Below are 19,514 nucleotides of genomic sequence, written 5' to 3' on the forward strand. Positions count from 1 at the left end.
CATGGTCGGCTTCTGCTCCATGCATGGGTGCGTACGGGTCCGTACTACTGCGGCGCGTCGCGGGTCAGCTTGGCAGACTGTGGTCCCGAGGGGCAGGGATGGGCGGCGAGGGGTGGGTGGCCATGGACGAGCTCGTGACCGGGGACGCGGTCGTACTGGGGTTGCAGCCTGCGAGGCTGCCGAGCCGGGCCCTCGCGATCGCCATCGATCTCGCGGTACTCCTGACCGTCTTCGTCCTGTTGTCCGTCGGTCTGGCCGTGGCGACCGTGACGCTCGACGAAGCGGCGACGGCCGCGATAGGCGTCGCCGCGTTCCTTCTGGTCCTGGTGGGCGGGCCCATCGCGGTCGAGACCCTCAGTCAGGGACGTTCGCTCGGGAAACTCGCATGCGGTCTTCGCGTCGTACGGGACGACGGCGGGCCGATCCGCTTCCGGCACGCTCTGGTGCGGGGCTCCATGGGCGTGGTCGAGATCCTGGGTACGTTCGGCGTCGTGGCCTGCGTGTCGTCGCTGGTGTCCGCCCGCGGCCGACGGCTCGGTGACGTGTTCGGCGGGACCCTCGTCGTACGTGAACGGGTCTCCGTCTCCCGGACGTTCGCCGTGCCCCCGCCACCGCCCTGGCTCGTGGGGCGCTTCCAGCAGGCGGACCTGTCCACCGTCCCCGACGGCCTCTGGCTCGCGATTCGGCAGTACCTGACGCGGATGCACCAACTGGACGCCGACGTGCGCCGGTCGATGGCCGAGCGGTTGTCGTCCGACCTCGCCTCGCTGACCGGGGCACCCGTGCCGCAGGGGGTCCCCGCGGCGGCGTATCTGGCGGCCGTCGTGCACGAGCGCCGGACGCGCGACACCCGGCGGGTGGCAGCCGCCGCGAACCGCGACGCACGGGCTCAGGCGCGGGTATCCCCCTCCGGGGCAGTCCTGTTCACGCCCGCGCACCAGCCCGGCGACCTGGCGCGGGGGGTGGCCGGTGACGCGCCGGTGGGCGCGCACCCGCCCCTGCCGGAAGGGGGTCGGCCCCAGGACCACCGCGGGAGCGACGAGGCGACGGTCCAGGTGGACGGCGCACAGGGGCGGCCGACGACCGGTTTCGCCCCGCCGGCCTGAATTTCCTGATTGGCCTGAATGCGGGTTGCCGTTGGCGGAGACCCAGTGGGCGGGGTTCACGTCGTTGCCACCGGACCGGTCGCCGGGGCGGGGCGCGCGGTGGCGGGACCACCTCCAGGACCGGCCCGGCGCGGTCGGCTCCTGCGTCGTCCACGCTCATCAGCAGGCGACCGGCCCCTGTCCGCCTAGCCCTCGCCCGCCCGGCGGGACATCGCCGAGGGCGGGGATTCGAGGTGTTCGAGCTCGATGCCCGGTGCGGCCAGCACCACGTCACCGGAGATGTGCACGGTGTGCCGCTCGCCCGTGTCCAGCGCGTCGACCTGGTATTCGTCCACGGTCAGCGGTCCGTTGTCAGTGGCGTGCGCTTCACTGTCGAGCAGGGACCAGGCCTGGTCGACGGTGCGGGGGGCGAGAACCGGGTCGGTGAAGGTGACCAGGCGGACGCGGGTGGCGGGGGATGCGGGGGTGAGGCGCAGGAGCCGGGCAGTGGCGACGAGGAACGCGGGGGAAGTGCCGGAGAAGGCGTGGGCGCGGACGTTGCCTTCGGTGGCGTCCGTGCCGGCCGGGTCGGTCCGCACCCATGTGACGCCGTCGATGGCGGCACCGCGGATCTGCCAGCCGCCGGCGTGCAGTTCGAGGCGGATGGGGCGGCCGAGTTCGTCCACGGCGAGATCGACGGAACCCAGGTGGGCGCCCGAGGGGTCCGTGGTCTGCGAGACGTAGCGCCAGCCGGACGGGCCGGGGGCGCAGTGGAAGTGTTCTTCACCGAGTGGGGTGTGGTCGTGGAGATCGTGGAGCGAATAACGGCCGCGGGGCATGGGGTCCTTCGGGTTCCTCGGGCTGTGCGGGCCCGGTACGGCGCAGGCCCCCGGCACGGGGGTGCGGGGGCCTGCGTTCGGACCTGCTGCTGAGGGTTCCGCCGGCCGGGGGCCGGCGGGTTCCTAGTAGCGGTAGAGGTCGGACTTGTACGGGCCCTCGACCGGGACACCGATGTAGTCGGCCTGTTCCTGGCGCAGAGTCGTGAGCTTCACGCCCAGCGCGTCGAGGTGCAGGCGGGCGACCTTCTCGTCCAGGTGCTTCGGCAGCACGTAGACGTCGGTCGGGTAGGCCTCCGGCTTGGTGAACAGCTCGATCTGGGCCAGCGTCTGGTCCGCGAACGAGTTGGACATGACGAACGACGGGTGGCCCGTGGCGTTGCCGAGGTTCAGGAGGCGGCCCTCGGACAGCACGATGAGGACCTTGCCCTCCTTGAACTTCCAGGTGTGGACCTGCGGCTTGACCTCGTCCTTGACGATGCCGTCGATCTTCGCCAGGCCGGCCATGTCGATCTCGTTGTCGAAGTGGCCGATGTTCCCGACGATGGCCTGGTGCTTCATCCGGGCCATGTCCGAGGCCATGATGATGTCCTTGTTGCCCGTCGTCGTGATGAAGATGTCCGCGGTCTCCACCACGTCGTCGAGCGTCGCGACCTGGTAGCCGTCCATGGCGGCCTGCAGGGCGCAGATCGGGTCGATCTCCGTGATGATCACGCGGGCACCCTGGCCGCGCAGGGACTCGGCACAGCCCTTGCCGACGTCGCCGTAGCCGCAGACGACGGCGGTCTTGCCGCCGATCAGGACGTCGGTGGCGCGGTTGATGCCGTCGATCAGCGAGTGGCGGCAGCCGTACTTGTTGTCGAACTTCGACTTGGTGACCGCGTCGTTGACGTTGATCGCCGGGAACAGGAGGGTGCCGTCGCGGTGCATCTCGTACAGGCGGTGCACACCGGTCGTGGTCTCCTCGGTCACGCCGCGGATCTCGGACGCAAGCTGCGTCCACTTCTGCGGGGACTCACCGAGGGTGCGGTTGAGCAGGGTGAGGATGTGGGCGAATTCCTCGCTGTCCGCGGTGGACGGGTCCGGGGCCGAGCCGGCCTTCTCGAACTCGACGCCCTTGTGGACGAGGAGGGTGGCGTCGCCACCGTCGTCGAGGATCATGTTCGGGCCGCCGGTGGAGGTGTTCGGCCAGGTCAGGGCCTGCTCCGTGCACCACCAGTACTCCTCCAGGGTCTCGCCCTTCCAGGCGAAGACCGGGACGCCCGCGGGGGCCTCCGGGGTGCCGTTCGGACCGACCGCGATGGCGGCGGCGGCGTGGTCCTGGGTGGAGAAGATGTTGCAGGAGGCCCAGCGGACCTCGGCGCCGAGGGCGACGAGGGTCTCGATGAGCACCGCGGTCTGCACGGTCATGTGCAGGGAGCCGGTGATCCTGGCGCCGGCCAGCGGCTGCGCGGCGGCGTACTCCTTGCGGATCGACATCAGGCCGGGCATCTCGTGCTCGGCGAGGGTGATCTCCTTGCGCCCGAAGGCGGCGAGGGAGAGGTCGGCGACCTTGAAGTCCTGGCGATTGGCGGCCGTCGTCATAACGGGCTGCTCCTCGTGATGGGTCGAGGGTGGACTGGCTGGCTCTGCGGCGGCCACGGGCACACGAATGCCCGGGCAATCCGCAGTGCAGTCCGTCGGAGGCCCTCTCTCCCTCGGCCGGCCCGCTCCAGCGGACCGATCGACCGCCATCAGCAGCGACGTCTGGTACTCACCCGAATCTACACCGAACGGCCCAGCGAACCCCAGCCCGCCCGGGCATCGGTGTGGGTCGCAGGGCCGTTCGGGGCCGGTCCTCAGGGGTCAGTGGCCGGATCCGGCCGGTTCGCCGGAGGGGTCCGGGCCACCCGGAGCCTTGCCCGGGTTGACGCCGGCCTCGGCCGCGGCCTCGTTGTAGATGTCCGGTTCGAGATAGATGACACGGGCGATCGGCACGGCCTCGCGGATCCGGGTCTCGGCGGCGTTGATCGCGGCGGCGACCTCGGCGGCCGTCTCGTCGTGGCGTACCGCGATCTTGGCGGCGACCAGGAGTTCCTCGGGGCCGAGGTGGAGCGTGCGCATGTGGATGATGCGGGTGACGGTGTCACCGTCGACGACCGACGCACGGATCTTCTCGACGTCCTCGATACCGGCCGACTCGCCCAGCAGGAGCGACTTCGTCTCCGCCGCGAGGACGATCGCGATGACGATCAGCAGGACGCCGATGCACAGGGTTCCGATGCCGTCCCACACACCGTCGCCGGTGCCCAGCGCCAGGCCGACCCCGGCGAGGGCGAGGACGAGGCCGACCAGTGCGCCGAAGTCCTCGAGGAGTACGACGGGGAGCTCGGGCGCCTTGGCGCGGCGCACGAACTGCGTCCAGGTGAGCTTGCCGCGGGTCTGGTTGGACTCCGCGATCGCCGTGCGGAAGGAGAAGCCCTCGGCGATGATCGCGAAGACGAGGACGCCGACGGGCCAGTACCAGGCCTCGATCGCGTGCGGGTGCTTGATCTTCTCGTAGCCCTCGTAGATCGCGAACATGCCGCCGACGGAGAACAGCACGATGGACACGAGGAAGGCGTAGATGTAGCGCTCGCGCCCGTAGCCGAACGGGTGCTCGGGCGTCGCCTCCCGTTTGGCCTTCTTGCCGCCGAGCAGCAGGAGCCCCTGATTGCCCGAGTCCGCGAGCGAGTGGACGCTCTCGGCCAGCATCGACGACGAGCCGCTGAAGAGGAACGCCACGAATTTGGCCACCGCGATCGCGAGGTTGGCGGCGAGTGCCGCCACGATCGCCTTGGTTCCGCCTGACGCGCTCATGGGTGCCTGGTGTCCCTTCCTCGGTGCTGCGGCTCGGGCGCCGCGTTACGGCCGGACATTGTTGCAGTCACTGGTGCGGGCGGTACGTCAGACGACGACGGTCGCCCGGAAGAGCGTTCCCGTACCGGACGCTTCGACCGATTCGTCCGCCGGGACGAACACGGATTCGCCGGGTGCGAGGGTGGTCTCGCCCACCTGCGGGGATCCGGCGGTGCAGAGCAGGATCTGCGGGGCGCCGGCGGCCAGTTCGACCGGAGCGCCGCCGGCGGACAGGACGTAGCGCGACAGCCGGAACTCGTCGACCGGTGTCTCGTAGAGCTCCTCACCGGCGGGCGATGCCTCGGGCCGGAGGATGCCGGGCTCGCTCGCTTCGAAGCGGACGATGCGCAGCAGTTCGGGGACGTCGATGTGCTTGGGGGTCAGTCCGCAGCGCAGCACGTTGTCGGAGTTGGCCATGATCTCGACGCCGAGACCGCCGAGGTAGGCGTGCGGCACCCCCGCCCCGAGGAACATGGCCTCGCCGGGCTGGAGCCGGACGTGATTCAGCAGCATGGCCGCGATGACGCCCGGGTCGCCCGGGTAGTGGTGGGCGATCTGGGCGTACGGGGCGTGGGCGCCGCCGAGCCGTTCCGCGGCCTCGGCGGCCTCGGCGACCGTGCCGGCCATGTCGTCCGGGTCGGCGGTGAGGATCGCCGTGAGGACCTCGCGCAGCGCCGCGTCCTCGGGGCGGGCGCGCAGCAGGTCCACGTAGGGCTTGAGGGAGTCGACGCCGAGGGCGGCTATCGCGTCCGCGGCTTCGGCGGGCCTGCGGAATCCGCAGAGGCCCTCGAAGGGGGTGAGCGCGCAGATCAGCTCGGGCTTGTGGTTGGCGTCCTTGTAGGTGCGGTGCGGCGCGTCGATGGCGATGCCCCGGCGCTCCTCGTCGGCGTATCCCTGTTGTGCCTGCGCGAGGTCGGGGTGGACCTGGAGGGAGAGCGGCGCTCCGGCGGCGAGCAGCTTCAGGAGGAAGGGGAGGCGGGGGCCGAAGGCGCGGACGGCCGCGGGGCCGAGTTCGCGCTCGGGGTCCGCCGCGATGACGTCGGTGAGGGACCGCTCCCCGGGGGCGGTGGGGCGGTCGATCCTGGAGGGGGCTCCTGGGTGGGCCCCCATCCACATCTCCGCCTGCGGTTCGCCGGTCGGGGCGGTGCCGAGCAGTTCGGGAATGGCTGTGGTGGACCCCCAGGCGTAGGGGCGCACGGTGTTGGACAGGCGGTCCATGGAGATTCGTCCTCGTGGTTGTGCGGGGGCTGTGGTGCCCCTTGGGAAGGCGGGCCGTCGGACTCCGTTGTCCTCGGCGGGCGGTCGGCCCTGCGCGGAAGCAGTGCTTTCGCGCCCTGTGGGGTGCGGGCTCTCGCGCCCTGTGCGGGAGGCTGGCGGTCGGGCCATGTCGTCTCGGGCCAGGGAGTCAGACCCTGTTGTCGGAGGCCAGGGAGAGGTAGACGGCGGCGAAGTCGGTGACCGCGAGGAGTTCGGCGAGGGCTTCGAGTTCGCTGCCCTCCTCGGGTTCGAGTTCGCTGATGGCCGTGTCGTGGCCGAGGGCCAGCTCCCGGGCCGCCGGTCCGGCGGTCAGCCCGCCCGCCGGCCGGTCGCGGAGCAGGACGACCCGGGCCCGCATGGCCTCGGGCTCGTCGACCCGGTCCCGGAAGAAGTCGTCGGGGTCGGCTCCCGCGGCGAAGGCTCCGGCGAGCAGCGCTCCGTGGGAGGGCAGGGCCTCGGGCAGCTCGGCGACCAGCGCCGGGCGTCCGGCGAGCTCCGCCAGGACGGCGGCGAACCGGCGGCCGACGGGGCCGGCGGCGGCGCCTTCCGTCCACACGAGGGGCAGGCTGTCGGCGAGCTCGGCGGCGAGGGTCTTGGCCGGGTTGCTGTACGTCGCGAGGGCGGGCCCGCAGCGCTCGGCGGTGCGGTCGAGGCGGTCGGCGACCTTCTGCAGCACGTCGGCGGGCGCGTCGACGAGGCCCACCCGGTCGAGCAGGGCCAGCAGCGGCGTGAGCAGGGCCCAGAGCGTCCCGGGGCCCGCGGCCGACGTCTCTGCGTCGTACTCGCCGTGCGGGGCTGCCGCCATCGGGACGACGAGTCCGTGGACCCCGTCGACGGCTTCGCGCAGCGGGGAGCGGACGGGGGCTACGGCCACGACGGTGCAGCCGCGGCGGTACGCCTGCTCGGCGAGGCGGGCGAGGCCGGGTTCCGATCCGTCGGCGGTGGCGATCAGCAGAAGGTCCACGGATCCGGCCCAGCCGGGAAGCGTCCAGCGCAGCGCGCCGGGGGCCGCCGCGACCCCGGTGGGGCGGATCGCGGTGACCGGCGCGGCGGCCCCGGCGAGGGCGCCGATCAGGTCGGCGACACCGGACGCCGCGGTTCCGGGCCCCGCGACGAGGACGGCGCGTGGCCGCCCTTCCGGTGCCAGCGCACCGATGCCCGCCTCGGCGGCGTGCAGGGTGGCGGTACGGACGCGGGCCCCGGCTTCGGCGGCGCCGCGGAGCAGTCCGCGCCGGTCCGCCCGGGCCAGGGCCTCCGGGGCGTCGAGCAACGACTCGTCGAGCATGTCGGTGGGCCTCCGATCACCGTGCTGATCAAGGTGCGGTTATGCGGGGCGCCGGGCCTCGTCGACGAGGAGGACCGGGATGTCGTCGCGCACGGGGTAGGCGAGACCGCAGTCCGCTCCGGTGCAGACCAGCTCGGGGCTTTCGGCGGCGGACCGGTCGTCGAGCGCGGCGTGGCAGGCCGGGCAGGCGAGGATCTCCAGAAGGCCGGCTTCGAGCGGCATGGGCGGGTCCCTTCGGGCGTGCGGTGCGGTCCGGGCCCGGTACGGGTCCGCGGAGCTCGGGGCTTGGTCAGCCTACCGCCGGGCCGACGGGGTCGCGGCCCGGCAGGACCCGCCCGACCGGGCATGCGTCGGGCGGTGGCGTCATGGGCACCGGGTGTCCACGCGGCGTGTGCCCCGATGCCCGCGGGTCACGCGCGGACGAGGGCGAGAACCTCGTCGCGCACCGCTTCCATGGTCTTCCCGTCGCGCGCCTCGACGTTGAGGCGCAGGAGCGGTTCGGTGTTGGAGGCGCGGAGGTTGAACCACCAGTCACCGCTCGTGACCGTGAGTCCGTCGAGCTCGTCGAACCGGACGTCGTCGCGGTCCCCGTAGGCGGCCCTGATCGCGTCGAGCCGTTCCGCCTGGTCGGCGACGGTGGAGTTGATCTCGCCGGACCCCGTGTAGCGGTCGTACCGGTCCAGGAGGCCCGAGAGCGGTCCGTCCTGCCCGCCGAGTGCGGCGAGGACGTGCAGGGCGGCGAGCATGCCCGTGTCGGCGTTCCAGAAGTCGCGGAAGTAGTAGTGGGCGGAGTGCTCGCCGCCGAAGATCGCCCCGTGGGCGGCCATCTCGGCCTTGATGAAGGAGTGGCCGACGCGGGTGCGGACGGGGGTGCCGCCGTTCTCGCGCACGACCTCGGGCACGGACCAGGAGGTGATCAGGTTGTGGATGACGGTGCCCTCACCACCGTTGCGGGCCAGCTCGCGGGCGGCGACGAGGGAGGTGATCGCGGACGGGGACACCCCGTCGCCGTGCTCGTCGACGACGAAGCAGCGGTCCGCGTCGCCGTCGAAGGCGAGACCGAGGTCGGCTCCCTCCGCGACGACCCGGGCCCGCAGGTCGACGATGTTCTTCGGGTCGAGGGGGTTGGCCTCGTGGTTCGGGAAGGTGCCGTCGAGTTCGAAGTACATGGGTACGAGGTCGAGGGGCAGGCCGGCGAACACGGTGGGGACGGTGTGGCCGCCCATGCCGTTGCCCGCGTCCACGACGACCTTGAGCGGACGGATCCCGGAGAGGTCGACCAGTCCCCGCAGGTGCGCCGCGTAGTCCCCGAGGGTCTCCCGCTCGGTGACGACGCCCGGGACCTCGGCGGCCGGGTCCGGGATGCCGTGCTCCGACCACTTCTCGACCAGGGTGCGGATCTCGGTGAGGCCGGTGTCCTGGCCCACGGGCGCGGCTCCCGCGCGGCACAGCTTGATGCCGTTGTACCGGGCCGGGTTGTGGGAGGCCGTGAACATCGCCCCGGGCAGGCCGAGGGCCCCGGACGCGTAGTACAGCTGGTCCGTCGAGCAGAGGCCGATGAGGGTCACGTCGGCGCCGCGTCCCGTGGCGCCGCGGGCGAAGGCTGCGGCCAGACCGGGTGACGACGGCCGCATGTCGTGACCGATCACGATCGCGTCCGCCTCGGTGACCTGGACGAAGGCCGCGCCGAAGAGTTCCGCGAGCGGCTCGTCCCACTGGTCGGGCACGACTCCGCGCACGTCGTACGCCTTCACGAGCTGCGACAGGTCAGCTACCACGGCCGGTCCTCCTGGGGGTCTGTGCGGACGGCCCAAACTACCCGGCGGCTCCGGGCCGCCCGTCAGGGGAGCATCCAGCCCAGGAGCACCGTGCTCTGCGCCGTCACCACCAGGCACATCACCAGCAGCAGGCCGAGGCTCCAGGGCAGGACCTTGCGCAGCAGGTCCCCTTCGCGGCCGGCCAGGCCGACGGCCGCGCAGGCGATGGTCAGGTTCTGCGGCGAGATCATCTTGCCGAGCACTCCCCCGGAGCTGTTCGCGGCGGCGAGCAGTTCGGGCGACAGGCCGGATTCGTGCGCGGCGGACACCTGGAGGGCTCCGAAGAGGGCGTTGGCCGAGGTGTCGGAGCCGGACACCGCGACGCCGAACCAGCCGAGCACCGGGGACAGGAAGGCGAGACCGGCGCCCGCGGCGGCGACGGACTGGCCGATGGTGGCCGCTTGGCCGGAGAGGTTCATGACGTAGGCGAGGGCGAGCACGGAGGTCACGGTGAGGATCGCGTGGCGCAGTTCGCGGACGGTGGCGAGCCACTCGCGTGCGGCGGTCCCGGCCCGCACGCCGAGCACGGCCGCGGTGAGGAGTCCGGCGAGCAGGACGAGGGTGCCGCCCGTGGCGAGGAGCGGCAGGGTGAACACGTTGGCGCCGACCGGCTGTCCGCCGGGTCCGGCGACGTCGAGGAACGGCCAGTCGAAGACGCGGGTCGCCTCGGCGAGCAGCCGCTTGACGGGCGGGACCTGGGCGAGGGAGAACACGGCCACGATCAGGGCGTACGGGGCGTAGGCGCGCAGGACCTCGCGGCGCGGGTCCTCCTCGTCGAGGTCCTCGCTGCGCGCCCCGGTGAGCACGGCCGCGCGCACGGGTGCGGCCGCGGGCCTGCGGGCGCCCGGGAGCACGATCAGGGCCCCGGCCCCCACGAGTGCGGCCGCGATGTCGGCGAGCTGCGCGGAGAAGTAGTTGGACGCGGCGAACTGGGCTGCCGCGAAGGCCACTCCGCAGACCAGGGCGGGCACCCAGGTCTCCCGGAGCCCGCGCCTGCCGTCCACCAGGAAGACCAGGATCAGGGGGACGACGAGGGCGAGCAGCGGGGTCTGGCGGCCGACGACCGAGGCGACGTCGTCCAGGGGAAGACCGGTGACCTGGGCCAGCGTCACGACCGGGGTGCCCATGGCCCCGAAGGCGACGGGCGCGGTGTTGGCGACCAGGGAGACGACTGCCGCCTTCACCGGGTCGAAACCGAGCGCGACGAGCATGACCGAGCAGATCGCGACGGGTGCGCCGAAGCCGGCCAGGGCTTCCAGGAGCGCGCCGAAGCAGAAGGCGATGACCAGCGCCTGGATGCGGGGGTCGTCGGAGACACGGCCGAAGGAGCGGCGCAGGACGTCGAAGTGCCGGGTGCGGACGGTCATCCGGTACACCCAGAGGGCGTTGACGACGATCCACATGATGGGGAAGAGGCCGAAGAGCACGCCTTGAGCCCCGGCGGAGAGCGTCTGTCCGAGGGGCATGCCGTAGGCGAGCCGGGCGACGAGCACGGCGACCGCGAGGCCGATGAGCCCGGCGAGGTGGGCCCTCATCCGGACGGCGCCCAGCAGGACCAGCACGGTGACGAGGGGCGTCGCTGCGACGAGAGCGGACAGGGCGAGCGAACCGGCGACGGGTTCGAGTTGCTGGACGAACACACAGACCTCCCCGGATTCCGTGATGCGGAAGCGATCATTCACGGGTGGGGGAATCGTCGTGTCCGCGACAAGTTCGCGTCAATGCCCCGCGCAGGGAAACTTCCCCGGACAGGCATGCGCCCGGAGATGCCGAGAGTTTGAGGGAGCGTCAGGAAATCCGATGTGGCGGAGCAATCCGACGTGACGGAACGTCAGGAGTCCGGGGAGCGCAGCACCCGCAGATGCCCTCGGCGCGCGACCTCCACCGGGTCCGCCGCACGCGGCCCACGGCCGCCGGGCTGCCGGTCCTGGGGCCGCGCCGCCTCGCGCACGGCGTTGGCGAGCGCTTCGAGATCGTCACCGCTGGGACGGGACGGAACCGAGGGGTCCGAGAGCCGGACGACCTCCCAGCCCCGTGGCGCGGTCAGCCGCTCACCGTGCTCGGCACAGAGGTCGTAGCAGTGGGGCTCGGCATAGGTGGCGAGCGGGCCGAGGACCGCGGTCGAGTCGGCATAGACGTACGTCAGTGTCGCGACGGCGGGACGGCCGCACGCGGTGCGCGAACAGCGACGTACAGGGCTCACGATGTTGGACGGTACCGCACTCTTGAGCGGGCTGCGACGACTCTCCCCCGGCTCACCCCTCGTGTCGCCCCCCGGTCCGGGGTCGGGACCGTGCCCGCGCGGCCGTTCCGACCTGCGCGGCAGCCCGCCGGATCCGGTGCCCGCCACGGCCGGCGCGCAGTCGGCGGAGAGGACACGAGCGGTCGTTCGACGGAGGGTTTCCGGTCGGTCGGAGGACCTGAAACGCACGCGCGCGAGCCCGGAACGCGCATCCGCGGACATCCGGCCCGCCCGTGCGGAAGCCGTGATCGACACGGCCGGAGGAGGGTTACGCTGCGTCGGTGATGGACAGCCCCGTACCTCCCCACCCGCAGGAGCCCCGGCCCCGCCGTCGCGACCGTCACGGCCGCGGGATGCGCGGCCCGGTCGCGCCGCCGCAGGTCCCGCTGTCGGTCAGCAGGGCCGAGAGCTTCCGCGATCTCGTCCAGGACTCGGTGGAACGGCTGGAGCGGCGCTGGCCGCAGCTGTCGGACGTGGACTTCCTGGTCCTCGACGTGCCGGGGTCCCTGGAGGACACGGTGCCGCTGGGCCGCGCACTGTCCGCGTCCAAGGGCCGGCCCGCGCAGATCGTCGTCTACCGGCGCCCGGTGGAGATCCGCGTCAAGAGCCGTGACGAGCGGGCCATGCTGGTGCACGAGGTCGTGGTGGAGCAGGTCGCCGAACTGCTCGGCCTGTCACCCGAGTCCGTCGACCCGCGCTACGGGCAGGACTGAACGGACGGGCTCGAGCTCACGGGCACCCTCGGGCCTCCACGAGCGGGACCGTCGCCACGGGGGGCGCTGCGGAGCCGGCGCCGCGGGCAGGCCGGCCCGCCCGCGGCGACGTGGACCTCAGTCGTCCAGGACCGACAGGTCCTGCCGCACGGCGGGCACCTCGACCGTGCCCCCGTCGTCCGGCATCGTCTGCACCGTGAACATGCTGATGCCGCCCTCCTTGAGCGTGAGCGTGCGGGCTGCGTGGACCGGGCCGCCGGACTCCGTCTCCACCGTCAGCGCGTAGGCGCCCTTGAGACCCGCCGGACCCTCGGGGATCACCTCGAGCGTCGTACCGCCCTTGACCGTGTAGGTCTTGGAGGTCTTCTCACCGCCCCCGCTGCCCGCCGACGCGGTCACCTTGACCTTGGCCGTCGCTCCCGGGGCCGCCAGGGAGAGCACCGAGGCCTTCGCCCGGTTGTCCGCGACGCTCGCCCGGTCGCCGACCGGCGCGGTCGCCGGGATGAACGCGACCTCCTGCCCGGCACCGCTCCCCCGCACCACGCGCAGGGCGGCGACCACCGGTGCACTGCTGCCGTCGGTCGAGGTCAGCCGGATCGAGCCGGGCTCACCCCGGGTGACGTTCTTGAGATCGACGCTCGCGGTCATCCGCGACTTGATGTGCAGGGTGTCGTTCCCGGCCGGTGAGAACGTCGTGTTCTTGCCCATGAGCTGGATCTTCATGTCGGCGTCGTCCTCGCCGGGTGCGAAGGCCACCAGGCGCACGGAGGTGGCGTCCGACGGGATGCCCGGCAGCACCAGGGTCTGAGCCGGGTCGGCGGACTTGGCCAGCCAGTCGCTGCCCACCTTGTCCTCGGCGGCGCTCACGGCGGCGCCGACCCGCCCGGTCCGCGTGGTGACGTGGACGGTGACGTTCTCGGCCGCCTCGCCGGTCAGTGTCGAGATCAGGATCGGCACGCTGGACCTGGCCGGGACGGTGATGCCCTCGCCCGCGTCGGACTTGAGGGGGCCCTCGGCGCCGTACAGCTCGATGTCGGCGACGGCGGCGCTGTCGTCGGGGTTGGTCAGGTGGACGTAGTCCTGGCGGGCGGCCGCGGTGCTCGCACCCGGGAACCAGAAGTCCGTGTCCGGGGTGGTGCAGCTGACACCGAGCAGACCGCGGGCGCCACCGGCCTCGGCCGTGGTCGTCTGCTGGGTCGTCCAGCCGGGCGCCAGCTTGCCCGTCGCGGTGCCGACCAGGGCGGGGGCTCCGGACTTGGACGTATCGACGGTGGACGGCTTGCCGAGGTCCTTCACGGAGAGGACGGGCTTGGACTCCGCCGTCTTCCCCTTCTCCGCGTCGGCCTTCTCGTCGTCGGCCTTCTCGTCGTCGGCCTTCTCGTCGTCGGCCTTCTCGTCGTCGGCCTTGTCGTCGTCCTTGGCCTTGCCCTTGCCGGCGGCAGGCGCGTCGTCCGCCGGAAGGGGCACGGCGGCCTTCAGCTCGGCCGCACCGGCCTCCCCGCCGCCGTCCCCCTCCGGGGTGAAGGAGGTGTACGTCGTGTCCGCCAGATCGGACATGCTCGGTGCGGGGCACAGGAGGCTGGAGCGCTCCACGGGGAGGTGGGCCGCCGCCGCCGGCGCGGCCGGGCCCTGGTCGCCGGGCGCGTTGAGCGCGGCGAAACCGGTGACGGCGGCGAGGGCGACGGTGCCCGCGACCAGGTACAGAGGTGTGGACTTCACTCGGACTCGCCTCGCGATGCGTTGCCGGTCGGCCACGGGCCCTGGCCCGGGGCTCTGTTCTCGTCGTGCCCGTCCTGCCCCTCGTACGGGGCGGCGTCGCCGGCACCCGTGGCGTAGGGCTGCTGCTGGGCGTAGCCGTACGGGTCGTACGCGCCCTGCTGCTGGTAGGGGTCCTGGTACGGGTCCTGCTGGTACGGGTCGGCCTGGTAGTACTGGCCCGCGTCCTGACCGGCCGGGTACGGACCGGTCTCCTGGACACCGGGGTACTGCCCCGCGCCCTGGCCCTCCGGGTACTGGCCGTAGTCCGCGCCCTGGTACTGCTGGGCGTCCCACTCCCCGTAGCCCTGCTGCGGCACCGCCGCGTAGCTGCCGGTGCCGTCCTGGTCGTCCGGAACCGTGGCGTAGGAGCCCGTGTCCTGCTGAGGCAGCGGCGCGTAGGACCCCGTGTCCTGCTGCGGCACCGCCGCGTACGAACCCGTGTCCTGCTGCGGCACCGCCGCGTACGAACCCGTGTCCTGCTGCGGCACCGCCGCGTACGAACCCGTCCCGTCCTGGTCGTCCCCGGCCGGGCCGTACGGATCGGTGTCCTGCTGCCCCGGGACGTACTGGCCGGCAGCGGCGTCCGGGCCGTCCTCGTACGCCGGCCCGTCCGCGTCCTCGGCGGCCTGGGCCGCCGCACGCAGCCTGCGCGCCCGGCGCCCTTCGCCGGCCACCGGCTCGTCCGGGACGGTGTCCGTCTCCTCGGGCAGGTCGTCGTCGATCTCCCGGCGGCGGCCCGGCAGGGCCATGACCACCAGGACGATGCCCAGCGCCACCTGCGCCCAGACCCAGGCACTGTGCGTGATCGGGGCGTCGTAGGTGAGGTCGAGCGTGCCGCCCTCGGCGGGGAGGGCGAAGCCCTGCGCCCAGCCGTCCACGGTCTTCGGAGTCAGCGCCCGGCCGTTCAGCGTGGCCTGCCAGCCCGCGTCGGCCGCGTCGGCGATCCGCAGGACCCGGTCCGTGCCGCCCTCGGGGATCTTGGTGTGCGCCTCCACGGGCAGCGAGCCGACCGGGACCGGCACCGCGTCGTCACCGGAGGGGACGATCGTGAGCCGGGAGACCTGGCGGTCCACCCGCCACAGGGCGCTGCCGTCCAGCTGGCTGAGCCGGCTGAGACCCGGGGTCGAGTCCAGGACGCGGCTCATCTGCCGGGGCGCCCCGTCCCGTACGAGGACGTAGCGGATCGCGAAGCCGCTGAGCTGGCTGCCCTGGTCGGCGCCGGAGCCCGCGACCAGGTTCGCGACGACCTTGTCGAGATGGCTGTTGCTGCCGCCGGACTCGGTCAGTTCGGCGTCGCCCAGACGGGCGCCCGAGCCGCGGACCAGGCTGTAGGAGACGGCGGCCGGGGACGTGCCGCCGAGGACCAGGGTGCGCGGCTGGTCGCGGGTGCCGCTCTCCTCCGCGACGAACGCCGGCACCTGCACCGGGTCGCGGCGCTCCAGCGGTCCGGCCGCGCCGCCGATCATCCAGCCGACGGCGGCCAGGACCGGCGCGATTCCGGCGGCCAGCGCGATGAGCGCGGCGACCGGCTGACGCCAGCCGAAGCTGAGAGCGGCGACGCGGACCCTGGCGCCGTCCGCGCCGAGCAGCGCCGCGGCGAGCAGCGCGATGCCGTAGACGAGCGTCGCGGGTCCCGCCCAGGTGGAACCGTTGGAGAGGCCGGCGAAGACCAGGCCGGCGAGCACGACCACCCAGGCGGTACGGATGGCGAACTGCCGCTCGCCGCGCAGCAGGGCGGCCAGGGCCGCCAGCACGATGCCCAGGAGCAGGACGCCGCCCGCGGCCTTGGGGCCGCCGGGGCTGATGCCCAGCAGGTCGACGGCGGACGCCGTACCCGCGCCGAGGTCGAGGCCGGCCTCCTTCAGGAAGTCCGACGGGCTGGTCAGCAGCGAGAGCGACCAGGGCGCGAGGACCAGCATCGGGGTGCCCACCACGGCCAGGAAGCGCAGGCCGTACGCCGCGATGTCCTTCCGGCGCAGGGCCAGCACCGCGATGCCGAGCACCACGGCCAGCGGCCAGAGCACCGGGGTGAAGGCGGTGGTGAAGGTGAGCAGCAGGGTGTAGGCCCAGGTGGCGCGCCAGCTGCCCCGTGCGCTCGACCCGTCACCGCGCAGTCCGTGCGCGGCCACGGCCGCGCGGGCGATCAGGGGGAGCAGCACGGCCAGGAGGGCCGTGCCGAGGCGTCCGGTGGCCAGCGCTCCGGTCGCCGCCGGCAGGAAGGCGTAGGCGACGCTCGCCCAGGCACGCAGCAGCCGGGATTCGATCAGCGGCCGCGACGCGAAGTACGCGGTGAGCCCGGCGAGCGGGACCGAGCAGACGAGCAGCACGGTGAGCGCGAAGCCGGTGGAGCCGAGGAACAGTGCCGACAGGGCGGCGATCACGGCGAGGTAGGGAGGAGCGGACTGGGTTCCGCCCGTGCCCACCGGGTGCCAGCCGTCCGCGTACCGCCCCCAGAGGTCGGAGACGTCCGCCGGGGCGGGCAGCAGCGCGCCGCCCGCGAGGGCGCCGCCGCCGAGGAGACCGCGGCAGGCCACCAGCGAGACGAGGAGGAGGAGCGCGAACAGGACGGGGCCGGGCTTGCGGCCGAGCCGCTTGAGCCGCGCGAACTGCTCGATCTGCAGGAAGTCGGCGTCGTCGCCTCCGGGGCCGGACTCGACCGCCCCGTGCCGCGAGCCGCCGGAGTCGGAGTCGGAACGGTTGCCGAAGTTGCCCGCGACCTGCTCGAACGTCGCGCGGACCGTGGCGCCGGGCGGCGGGAACAGGGACCGCAGCTCGGCCGGGTCCACCGAACCGCCGCGCCGGTCCCGGCGGGCCGCGAGGATCCGTCCGGGCCGCAGCAGGGTGCCGAAGAGTCCGGCGACCTCGTCGAGGGCCTGCCCGGGGACCTTGCCGACGAGATAGGTGAGGGTGCGCAGCACCGTACCGACGAGGAGCCGGAGCAGGGCCCAGGGCAGCTGCCTGCCACGGGCGTTGACGAGCATGGTGTAGACGGCGCCCGCCTTGTCGACCCGGTGCGGGCTGGCGACCGAGCGGCCCGCGCAGTCGATGGGGCGGCGTTCCCTCGCCGAGGCCTCGGCGTGCCGCAGGACGGCGTCCGGTGCGACGAGGACCCGGTGGCCCGCCAGATGGGCTCGCCAGCACAGGTCGACGTCGTCACGCATCAGCGGGAGCCTGCGGTCGAAGCCGCCGAGTTCCTCCCAGACGTCGCGCCGCACGAGCATGCCCGCGGAGGACACCGACAGGACGGTGCGGACCTGGTCGTGCTGGCCCTGGTCCTGTTCGCGGCGGTCCAGCCCGGTCCAGCGGCGTCCGCTGTTGGCGATGGAGACGCCGACCTCGAGGAGCTGCTTGCGGTCGTACCAGCCGCGCAGCTTGGGCCCGACGATCGCGGCGTGCTCGTCGTTGTCGACGACGCGCAGCATCTCGGCGAGCGCGTCCGGCTCGGGGGCACTGTCGTCGTGGAGCAGCCAGAGCCACTGGACGGGCTCGCCGTGCGGGAGTTCCGGGAGGTCGTAGGCGTCGTCGCGCCAGGTCCGTGTGGCCGGGTCCCAGCTGCTCGGGCGCTTCAGGTACGGCAGGTCGTCCGGAGTGAGGACGCCGGCGGAGCGGGTCGCCTCCTCGACGGCGGTGCCGAAGCCCGTGCGCCTCGCCAGGTGCAGGACGCGCTCGTCGCCCAGCGCGTCGGTGACCAGGCGGGCGGAGTCGTCGGCGCTTCCGGTGTCGGCGGCGACGACGTTCTGCACGGGACGTTCCTGCCCGAGCAGGCCGGCGAGCACTTCGGGCAGCCAGCGCGCGCCGTCGTGGGCGACGAGCACGGCGGTGACGACGTGCCGGGGGAACTCAGGGGCTGCGGCGGCCGCATTCGGCGCCGCCGAGTGGCTGTGCACGGACATCGGGGTACGGGCCCTCCGGCCGGGTCCGGAGGGGGTCCCCCCGGGGGCTGCATCGGTGTACACGCGCGCCCCGGCGGGGCGTTGACGCGTCTCTCGGACGGGGCCCCACACTAACGGTACGGATGTGCGCCCCGCGCCGAGCGGTTGACGGGCGGGACGCGGAGGCGGCCGGACGTGCCGATGGCCTGGGGGCCGCACCCCGGTGCGGGGTGCGGCCCCCAGGCCATCGTGTTCCCGGTGTCCGGGGGCGCCGCGTCAGATGGCCGCCTTCTTCAGGCGCCTGCGCTCACGCTCGGAGAGACCGCCCCAGATCCCGAACCGCTCGTCGTTGTTCAGGGCGTACTCGAGGCATTCGGAGCGGACTTCGCAGGCGAGACAGACCTTCTTGGCCTCGCGGGTGGAGCCGCCCTTCTCGGGGAAGAAGGACTCCGGATCGGTCTGGGCGCACAGCGCGCGCTCCTGCCAGCCGAGCTCCTCGTCCGCGTCCTCGACCAGCAGTTGCTGGAACAGCTCGGTCATGTGCGCCCCTCGTCCGTCTCTTGCGTCCCCGTGATGCGGCCGTTATCGGTGCGGCCGAACGACACGAGTGAAATTACAAGTGTGTAGCTTCAGGCCAGTCAAGCGAAGATCTGCTATTGGCCCCGGTATTCACTCTGCGGAACCAAGCGTATGCGGAAAGTGTTCAAATCACCAAAAACCTGACATATGCCACCGGTGCCCCTCCGTGGCCCGCCCCCAGGAAGAGGGACGAGCCGAATCGGCCCGATGTTTCGATTCGATCACCGAAGCGACCAAGATCACAGTAGGGTCACGGCCCCTCAACCGCGTGTACACACGCGGTTGATGCGCCACCTTGCCTCTGAAATGGGTGCCAAAACCTTTCTCCTCTCCTCACAACCGGATGGGGTGAAAGATTGCCGCCAAATCGGGCATTGAGTTGACAGAACGCACACCGTGCCGGTCTTCTTGACTTCATGCCAGCGACCGCAGCGACGTACGCGACCCACAGCCGTGGGTTCCGCAGCGCTGTCCAGGCCCGCTGTTGCTGTTCCAGCTGTCACAGCTGTTGAGCCGTAGTGCTCCAGCTCTGATCCAGCCTTCTCCACCGCATTCCGGTCTTCGCGACACCCCCACGTACGCGCATCCACATGCCGAGGAACCACCGCATCCATGAACAGCGACAGCGACCTCTCCATCGCCGGCGACATCCTGGAGGTCCAGCACCTCCTCCGCCCGGCCAGCCCCCACCCCTCGACCGTGGCCGAGTTCGTCGGAATGGCCCGGTCCATCGCCGCCGACCGCGACCGGTGGGCCCCGCTCGTCCGGTACGACACCACGACCCGCTGGTACCACCGGCTGCACAGCGCTCCCCCCGTGCCCGCCGCCGACGGCGGAACGGCCTTCCCCGGCTACGAGATCTGGCTGCTGAGCTGGGTACCCGGCCAGGGCAGCGGACGCCACGACCACGGCCTGTCATCCGGGGTACTCACCGTCCTGGACGGCGAGTTGACCGAACACAACACGCGCGGCGCCCGGACACTGGCCACCGGTTCCCAGCAGGTGTTCGCACCCGGTTACGTCCACGAGGTCGTCAACGACTCCCTGGAGCCCGCCGTCAGCCTGCACATCTACTTCCCGGGGCTGACCGACATGCCGATGCACTCGGCCCGTTGCGCCAACGCCGCCGAGGACGTCGTACCGGCCTGACGATCTGCGGCCCGCCCCTCAGGGCCTGCCCACGATCAGGCTCC

16 protein-coding genes (1 of these 16 only partly in view) are annotated in these 19,514 nt (G+C 72.6%); 3 read left to right on the forward strand and 13 right to left on the reverse strand.

The features are described 5' to 3' along the window. Positions 1-3 carry the start of a stage II sporulation protein M gene (locus OHT61_RS12790; RefSeq protein ID WP_329043225.1) on the reverse strand. 1,005 nt of this gene lie to the left of the window's left edge, so 3 of the gene's 1,008 nt are visible here — the first part of the coding sequence; its start codon is at positions 1-3; its stop codon lies off the left edge, out of view. Positions 4-122: 119 nt separating this feature from the next. On the opposite strand from OHT61_RS12790, the gene OHT61_RS12795 reads away from it, so the two are divergent. Beyond that, on the forward strand, positions 123-1,106 hold the full coding sequence (locus tag OHT61_RS12795; RefSeq protein ID WP_329037921.1) for an RDD family protein: 984 nt from the start codon (positions 123-125) through the stop codon (positions 1,104-1,106). A gap of 185 nt (positions 1,107-1,291) precedes the next feature. On the opposite strand, the gene OHT61_RS12800 is transcribed toward OHT61_RS12795, so the two are convergent. From OHT61_RS12800 to OHT61_RS12840, 9 genes are all read right to left on the reverse strand, one after another. Next, positions 1,292-1,924 carry a hypothetical protein gene (locus OHT61_RS12800; protein WP_329037923.1) on the reverse strand — a complete coding sequence of 211 codons (633 nt, stop codon included), beginning with the start codon at positions 1,922-1,924 and terminating at the stop codon, positions 1,292-1,294. Between the two features lie 123 nt (positions 1,925-2,047). Then, positions 2,048-3,505 carry an adenosylhomocysteinase gene (ahcY, locus tag OHT61_RS12805; RefSeq protein ID WP_329037925.1) on the reverse strand — a complete coding sequence of 486 codons (1,458 nt, stop codon included), beginning with the start codon at positions 3,503-3,505 and terminating at the stop codon, positions 2,048-2,050. A gap of 261 nt (positions 3,506-3,766) precedes the next feature. Next, positions 3,767-4,759 (reverse strand): cation diffusion facilitator family transporter, encoded by a 993-nt coding sequence (locus tag OHT61_RS12810; RefSeq protein WP_329037927.1) that lies wholly within the window; start codon positions 4,757-4,759, stop codon positions 3,767-3,769. A gap of 87 nt (positions 4,760-4,846) precedes the next feature. Beyond that, positions 4,847-6,016, reverse strand: a complete 1,170-nt coding sequence (gene manA / locus OHT61_RS12815; RefSeq protein ID WP_329037929.1) for a mannose-6-phosphate isomerase, class I — start codon at positions 6,014-6,016, stop codon at positions 4,847-4,849. A gap of 187 nt (positions 6,017-6,203) precedes the next feature. Beyond that, positions 6,204-7,340, reverse strand: a complete 1,137-nt coding sequence (locus OHT61_RS12820) for an SIS domain-containing protein (RefSeq protein WP_329037931.1) — start codon at positions 7,338-7,340, stop codon at positions 6,204-6,206. Positions 7,341-7,379: 39 nt separating this feature from the next. Beyond that, complete coding sequence (locus tag OHT61_RS12825) at positions 7,380-7,562, reverse strand: Trm112 family protein (protein WP_327117924.1); 183 nt, start codon at positions 7,560-7,562, stop codon at positions 7,380-7,382. 188 nt (positions 7,563-7,750) lie between these two features. Then, positions 7,751-9,118 carry a phosphomannomutase/phosphoglucomutase gene (locus tag OHT61_RS12830; RefSeq protein ID WP_329037934.1) on the reverse strand — a complete coding sequence of 456 codons (1,368 nt, stop codon included), beginning with the start codon at positions 9,116-9,118 and terminating at the stop codon, positions 7,751-7,753. A 62-nt stretch (positions 9,119-9,180) separates the two neighbouring features. Further along, positions 9,181-10,797 (reverse strand): L-lactate permease, encoded by a 1,617-nt coding sequence (locus tag OHT61_RS12835; protein ID WP_329043227.1) that lies wholly within the window; start codon positions 10,795-10,797, stop codon positions 9,181-9,183. 191 nt (positions 10,798-10,988) lie between these two features. Next, on the reverse strand, positions 10,989-11,360 hold the full coding sequence (locus tag OHT61_RS12840; protein WP_329037935.1) for a DUF3499 domain-containing protein: 372 nt from the start codon (positions 11,358-11,360) through the stop codon (positions 10,989-10,991). Between the two features lie 323 nt (positions 11,361-11,683). On the opposite strand from OHT61_RS12840, the gene OHT61_RS12845 reads away from it, so the two are divergent. Continuing rightward, a complete protein-coding gene (locus tag OHT61_RS12845) occupies positions 11,684-12,112 on the forward strand; it encodes a metallopeptidase family protein (protein ID WP_329043229.1) in 429 nt (142 codons plus the stop codon). Between the two features lie 117 nt (positions 12,113-12,229). Here the strand turns inward: OHT61_RS12845 and OHT61_RS12850 are convergent, their stop codons facing one another. The 3 genes from OHT61_RS12850 to OHT61_RS12860 form a co-directional block, all read right to left on the reverse strand. Beyond that, a complete protein-coding gene (locus tag OHT61_RS12850) occupies positions 12,230-13,831 on the reverse strand; it encodes a DUF5719 family protein (RefSeq protein ID WP_329037936.1) in 1,602 nt (533 codons plus the stop codon). Beyond that, complete coding sequence (locus OHT61_RS12855; protein ID WP_329037938.1) at positions 13,828-17,763, reverse strand: glycosyltransferase; 3,936 nt, start codon at positions 17,761-17,763, stop codon at positions 13,828-13,830. Before OHT61_RS12855 ends, OHT61_RS12850 begins: the two co-directional genes overlap by 4 nt. Positions 17,764-18,018: 255 nt before the next feature. After that, positions 18,019-18,282, reverse strand: a complete 264-nt coding sequence (locus tag OHT61_RS12860; protein WP_031093859.1) for a WhiB family transcriptional regulator — start codon at positions 18,280-18,282, stop codon at positions 18,019-18,021. Between the two features lie 651 nt (positions 18,283-18,933). Here OHT61_RS12860 and OHT61_RS12865 point away from each other — a divergent pair. Beyond that, positions 18,934-19,470, forward strand: a complete 537-nt coding sequence (locus tag OHT61_RS12865) for a cysteine dioxygenase (RefSeq protein WP_329037943.1) — start codon at positions 18,934-18,936, stop codon at positions 19,468-19,470. The last annotated feature ends 44 nt before the right edge of the window (positions 19,471-19,514 follow it).

It is taken from the genome of Streptomyces sp. NBC_00178 (genome assembly GCF_036206005.1).
Lineage (GTDB): Bacteria > Actinomycetota > Actinomycetes > Streptomycetales > Streptomycetaceae > Streptomyces.